The organism is Halolamina salina, from assembly GCF_042678005.1.
GTDB lineage: Archaea > Halobacteriota > Halobacteria > Halobacteriales > Haloferacaceae > Halolamina > Halolamina salina.
This window is the reverse complement of record NZ_JBHUDH010000021.1, coordinates 1-5,896: the sequence shown is the minus strand read 5'-3', so window position 1 is coordinate 5,896 and position 5,896 is coordinate 1. Positions and strand designations below refer to the sequence as shown.

Genomic DNA, 5,896 nt, shown 5'->3' with positions numbered 1-5,896 from the left:
CACGGCTGGCCCGCGAACTCGGCGTCGACATCACCGACGTGGAGGGGAGCGGCCCCGGCGGTCGCATCAGCGAGGACGACGTCCGCGCCTACCACGACTCCGCCGAGGTACACGACGAGACCGCCGCCGAGACGCCCGTCACGCCCGGCGAGGAGGAGGCACCGACGCCGCCGTCCGGCGCCGGCGCGAGCGAGACCGTGAGCGCGAGCGACAGCCCGGAAGCGATGCGCGAGACGACGCTCGCGACGCCCGCGACCCGCGCGCTCGCCGAGGAGCTCGGCGTCGACCTCGACGCCGTGCCGACCGAGAAGAGCCGCGACGGCGAGGCGTACGTCGAGAAGGAGGACGTGCGCGCGTTCGCCGAGCGGGAGGAGGAAGCGGCTGCCGAGGCCACCGGATCCGAAGCCGGGGTGTCCGCCACCGCTGAGCCTGAACGCGAGGAGACGGTCCCCTACCGCGGGGTTCGCCGGACGATCGGCGAGCAGATGGCGACCTCGAAGTACACCGCGCCCCACGTCACCCACCACGACACCGCGGAGATCGACGAACTGGTCGAGACCCGCGAGGAGCTGAAAAAGACCGCCGAGGAGAAGGGCGTCCGCCTGACGTACATGGCGTTCGTCCTCAAGGCGGTCGTGGCCGGGCTGAAGGAGTACCCGATCCTCAACTCCGAGCTCGACGAGGAGGAGGGCGTCATCCGGCTGAAGAACTACTACAACATCGGCATCGCCGTCGCGACCGACGCCGGCCTGATGGTGCCGGTCGTCGAGAACGTCGACGAGAAGGGGCTGCTCGAACTGGCCGACGAGGTGCAGGAGCTGGCGACGAAGGCCCGCGAGCGCTCCATCTCGCCCCAGGAGATGCAGGGCGGGACGTTCACGATCACGAACTTCGGCGCGTTCGGCGGCGAGTACGCCACGCCGATCATCAACTACCCCGAGACCGCGATCCTCGGCCTCGGCGCGATCGAACAGCGCCCGGTCGTCGACGACGGCGAGGTCGTCGCGGCGCACACGCTGCCGCTCTCGCTCGCCATCGACCACCGGGTCATCGACGGCGCGGAGGCCGCACAGTTCACGAACACCGTGAAGGAATACCTGGCCGAGCCGACGAAACTACTACTCTAACAATGGTTGTCGGAGACGTTACGACGGGAACGGAGGTACTGGTGATCGGCGCGGGGCCGGGCGGCTACGTCGCCGCCATCCGCGCCGCACAGAACGGACTGGACACGACGCTGGTCGATCGGGACGCCTACGGGGGGACCTGCCTCAACTACGGCTGCATCCCCTCGAAGGCGCTGATCAGCGCGACGGACGTGGCCCACGACGCGGGCAACGCGACGGAGATGGGCGTCCACGCCGACCCGGTGATCCACACCGACGAGATGCAGGAGTGGAAGGAGGGCGTCGTCGATCAGCTCACCGGCGGCGTCGAGAAGCTCTGTAAGGCGAACGGCGTCAACCTGATCGAGGGCGAGGCGACGTTCGTCGACGACTCCACCGCCCGGATCGCCCACGGCGGCGACGGGCAGGGCTCGGAGTCGATCGAGTTCGAGCACGCCATCATTGCGACCGGTTCGCGGCCGATCCAGGTACCCGGCTTCGAGTTCGAGCACGACCCGATCTGGTCCTCGCGGGACGCGCTCGACGTGGAGGAGCCGCCGGAGGACCTGCTCGTCGTCGGCGCGGGCTACATCGGGATGGAGCTCTCGACGGTGTTCGCGAAGATGGGCGTCGACGTGACCGTCGTGGAGATGCTCGACGGCATCCTCCCGGGCTACGAGGACGACGTGAGCCGGCCGGTCAAGAAACGCGCCGACGAACTCGGCATCGAGTTCAACTTCGGCGAGGTCGCAAGCGAGTGGGAAGAGACCGGCGAGGGCGTCGTCGTCACCACCGAAGACGAGGACGGCAACGAATCGACCTACGACGCCCAGAAGGTGCTCGTCGCGGTCGGCCGCCAGCCCGTCTCCGACAGCCTCGATCCCGAGGCCGCGGGCGTCGAGGTGGACGAGAACGGCTTCATCCACACCGACGATCAGGCCCGCACCAACGTCGACAACATCTTCGCCGTCGGCGACGTGGCCGGCGAGCCGATGCTGGCGCACAAAGCGAGCAAGGAGGGGATCGTCGCGGCCGAGGTGATCGCCGGCGAGCCCGCCGCGCTCGACCAGCAGGCGATCCCGGCGGCCGTGTTCACCGACCCCGAAATCGCGACCGTGGGGATGACCGACGAGGAGACCGAGGAGGCCGGCTTCACGCCGAACGTCGGCGAGTTCCCGTTCCGCGCCTCCGGGCGCGCGCTCTCGACCGGCGAGAGCGAGGGGTTCGTCCGTATCGTCGCCGAGGAGGAGGCGGGCTTCGTCCTCGGCGCGCAGATCGTCGGCCCCGAAGCGAGCGAACTGATCGCCGAGTGCGCGCTCGCGATCGAGATGGGCGCGACGCTGGAGGACGTGGCGTCGACGGTCCACACCCACCCGACGCTCGCGGAGGCCGTGATGGAGGCCGCCGAGAACGCCGACGATCAGGCGATCCACACGCTGAACCGGTAGTCGGCGGTACACTTTCTACGCCGGGGGCCACACGCCCACTATGGCCCTCTTCGACGACGAGCAGTCCGACGACGACAGCGACGCGGAGAGCAGTTGGGGTGTCGACGAGTCCGCCGACGCGTCGGCCGGTCCCCCCGTCGACGACGACCCGGACTCGCTCTCGGAGCTCGACACCGCGTCGCTGAGCCGGGGCGACCCGAACGGCACGCTGAAACGCGCTATCGACCGGGAGGCGGGCGTGGTGGTCTACGCCTACAAGAACGGCAACGCCGGCGGGCTGTCGACCGTCCCGCTCTCGGCGACCGACCTCGACGCCGAAAGCGAGTGACGCCGCCGACGGAAATCCGGACGAAGCGCGGCCGGGCGCGGTTCGTCGACGGCACCGTCCGGTTCGAGGAGTCCATCGGGGGCTACCTCCGCGCGCTGCTCCGGGACTACTGGCACGGCGGCAGCCGCGGCCAGCGCGCGATCGTCGCCGGCTACCTGTTCGCGATCCTCTACGGGCTGGGCGTCCTCGCGTGGGAGCTCGGCCACGGGCGGTGGCGCCTGCCGGGGGTCGTGGTCGGCCTGGTCGGCCTCGGCTGGCTGATCGGCCGGGCGCGAGGCTACCGGTCGGTCGACTCCCTCGATCTGGACCGGATCGAGTCGGTAGCCGCGACGCGCGGATCGAAAGGGCTGACTCGGCCGCGACTGGTGCTCACGTTCCGAACCGACGGCAAGACCCGGAAGCGGCGGCTGCTGCTCCCGTCGCTGTACGCCGTCGACGGCGACGAGGCGTTCGAGCGCGCCGTCGCGGCGTTCGAAGGCCGCGGGTTCGACGTGGCGCGGGACCGGTGACACAGCCGGGAACGCCGACGTTCGAACCGGTCCCCATGTCCGCCAGCCCCACACCTTTCCGACTGGAGCGTGTTTCGAACCGTAATGAGCGACGAACACGGGAGCTTCTCCGAGATCCGTCAGTCGGTCGACGGCCACTCGATGAAGGGGCTCCTGCGCTACTGCATCCCCTACTGGCGGCGCCTGACCGTGGGCACCGTCGCCGCGTTCGTGGTACGGTTGTCCCGACTGATCCCGCCGCTGCTGGTCGGGGTCGCGATCGATCGCGTGATCCGGAACGGCACCGGTCAAGGTGGCCTGCTGGTCACTGCTGGCCTGATCCCCTCGGGACAGATCAGCGGGCAGGCGGCCCGACTGGCGTTCCTCGAACAGTTGGTGATCATCGCCGGCGCGGCGTACGTCGTCCGGTCGCTGGCCCGCTTCGCGTCGCGGTACCTGTTCATGTCCACCGCACAGAAGGTCCAGCGGGACCTCCGGAACGACACGTACGACCACATCCAGCGGCTCTCGCTGGGCTTTTTCGCCTCTCATCAGACCGGCGCGATGATGTCCGTGCTGAATCAGGACGTGAACCGGCTGGAGCAGTTCTTGAACACCGAGATACGGCAGGCGATCCGCGTCGTCGCGACCGTCGGCGGCATCGCGGCGATCATGTTCTGGTACTCCCCGAAGGTGGCGGTGATCGCGCTGGCGCCGGTGCCGATCATCGGCCTCGCGTCGGGGAAGTTCCTGACGTGGATCGAGCCGAAGTACCGCGGCATCCGCGAGACGGTGTCGCGGCTGAACTCCCGGCTGGAGAACAACCTCGGCGGCGCACGGGTGATCAAGACGTTCAACCGCTACGACTTCGAACTCGACCGCGTCTCCGACCAGAGCGAGATCTACCACGACGAGAAGGTCGGCGCGATCAAAATCCGGCGCGCCTTCTTCTCCTCGCTGCGGGTCGTCACGGGGCTGGTGTTCGTCGCGATGCTGTGGGTCGTCGGCAGCGACATCATCACCGGCTCCTCGAGCGCGCTCGAAGCCGGCGTCGTCGCGACCTTTTTCATGCTGTTGCGCCGGCTGTACGCGCCGATGCGCCGCGTCGGGAAGACCGCGAACAAGTACCAGCTCGCGAAATCCTCCTCCGAGCGCGTGTTCGGGATCCTCGGCCACGAGCCCGAGGTGACGACGCCGGAGGACGCCTACGTGCCCGAGGAAGTCGAGGGCCGCGTCGAGTTCGACGACGTGACGTTCGGCTACGACGAGGACGAGACGATCCTGAACGGGATCGACCTCGACGTGGCGGCGGGCGAGACTGTGGGGCTTGCGGGCACGACCGGCGCCGGGAAGTCGACGCTGCTGAAGCTGCTGCCGCGGTTCTACGACGTCGACTCGGGCGCGGTTCGCGTCGACGGCGTCGACGTCCGCGAGTGGGATCTCCCCGCGCTCCGCGAGCACGTGGGGATCGTCGAGCAGAACCCCTACATGTTCTCGGGGACCGCCGAGGAGAACATCGCCTACGGCGACCTCTCGGTGCTCGACGGCGAGGAGGGCGAGGTGAGCGAGGCGGTCGTCGAGGCCGCCAAGGCCGCGGAGGCCCACCAGTTCATCACCGACCTGCCGGAGGGGTACGACACCGAGATCGGCGAGCGCGGCGTGAAGCTCTCGGGCGGGCAGCGCCAGCGGCTGGCGATCGCCCGCGCGCTGCTGAACGACCCGGAGATCGTCATTCTGGACGAGGCGACCTCCGACGTGGACACGGAGACCGAGGAGCAGATCCAGCAGAGCCTCGACCGGCTGACCGAGGACCGGACGGCGTTCGTGATCGCCCACCGGCTGTCGACGATCAAGGACGCCGACCGCATCGTGGTGATGGAGCACGGGCAGGTCGCCGAGAGCGGGAGCCACGACGAACTCCTGCGTGAGGACGGCGACTACGCGAACCTCTGGGCGATGCAGGCCGGCGGCTCGGCGAACGTGGCGAGCGCTGACGATTAGGTGGGTTCGTTTTTCAGAACTGGTGGAAATCTGGTGGTGAGTTTTGCCCGAGGTGCTGGAACGGAACATCCGACAGCAACCGCGACAGCATCTCGATGCTTGACCACTTGCGACCGCAGTGTGCCGGGCATGAAGCCCGGCGCAGCGCCGAGTCCCCACCCCTCCCCCGCGGGCCGGCGACCGGTGCCGGCCCGCGGCGTCCACCGCCACCGCACCGNNNNGGGGAGGTCTGTGGGCTGTGCGGGGCGGTGCGGTCACAAGGTGCCAACGATCGAGCTGCTGTTGCTGTCGCGGAAGTCATCCAGCCCACCATCGCCGAAGCTACTGTCACAGACCCCACCACACCGCAGGAAACAACGAGTACCAACTTTCCCTCTCCGGAACCGCTTTGACCCCCAGCACACAACCACCACTCGAATGAAGGTCTTCGGCTCCAGCGGCACCCGCGGGGTCGCCGGCGAACAGCTCACCGCCGAGTTCGTCCTCCGGGTCGCCACGGCCGCCGGCACCGTCTGGGTCGCCGAC

General features: G+C 68.9%; 5 protein-coding genes. All 5 read left to right on the top strand.

Annotated elements, in window-relative coordinates:
* Positions 1 to 1,127 (top strand): 2-oxo acid dehydrogenase subunit E2 (locus ACFR9S_RS02535; protein ID WP_379818002.1); only part of this gene is annotated, 1,127 nt, incomplete at its 5' end.
* Between the two features lie 2 nt (positions 1,128 to 1,129).
* Entirely contained in the window at positions 1,130 to 2,554 is a 1,425-nt protein-coding gene (gene lpdA / locus ACFR9S_RS02530; protein WP_379818001.1) for a dihydrolipoyl dehydrogenase, read from the top strand.
* Positions 2,555 to 2,594: 40 nt separating this feature from the next.
* Positions 2,595 to 2,882, top strand: a complete 288-nt coding sequence (locus ACFR9S_RS02525) for a hypothetical protein (protein WP_379732354.1) — start codon at positions 2,595 to 2,597, stop codon at positions 2,880 to 2,882.
* A complete protein-coding gene (locus ACFR9S_RS02520; RefSeq protein ID WP_379818000.1) occupies positions 2,879 to 3,391 on the top strand; it encodes a hypothetical protein in 513 nt (170 codons plus the stop codon). The genes ACFR9S_RS02525 and ACFR9S_RS02520 overlap by 4 nt, the downstream gene beginning before the upstream one ends.
* Positions 3,392 to 3,475: 84 nt before the next feature.
* Entirely contained in the window at positions 3,476 to 5,371 is a 1,896-nt protein-coding gene (locus ACFR9S_RS02515) for an ABC transporter ATP-binding protein (protein ID WP_379732455.1), read from the top strand.
* Positions 5,372 to 5,896 lie beyond the last annotated feature (525 nt).

Bases quoted from the DNA above. Each gene is read 5' to 3' on its own strand.
- ACFR9S_RS02525 (WP_379732354.1), top strand. From the start codon at position 2,595: ATGGCCCTCTTCGACGACGAGCAGTCCGACGACGACAGCGACGCGGAG.
- ACFR9S_RS02515 (WP_379732455.1), top strand. From the start codon at position 3,476: ATGAGCGACGAACACGGGAGCTTCTCCGAGATCCGTCAGTCGGTCGAC.
- lpdA (WP_379818001.1), top strand. From the start codon at position 1,130: ATGGTTGTCGGAGACGTTACGACGGGAACGGAGGTACTGGTGATCGGC.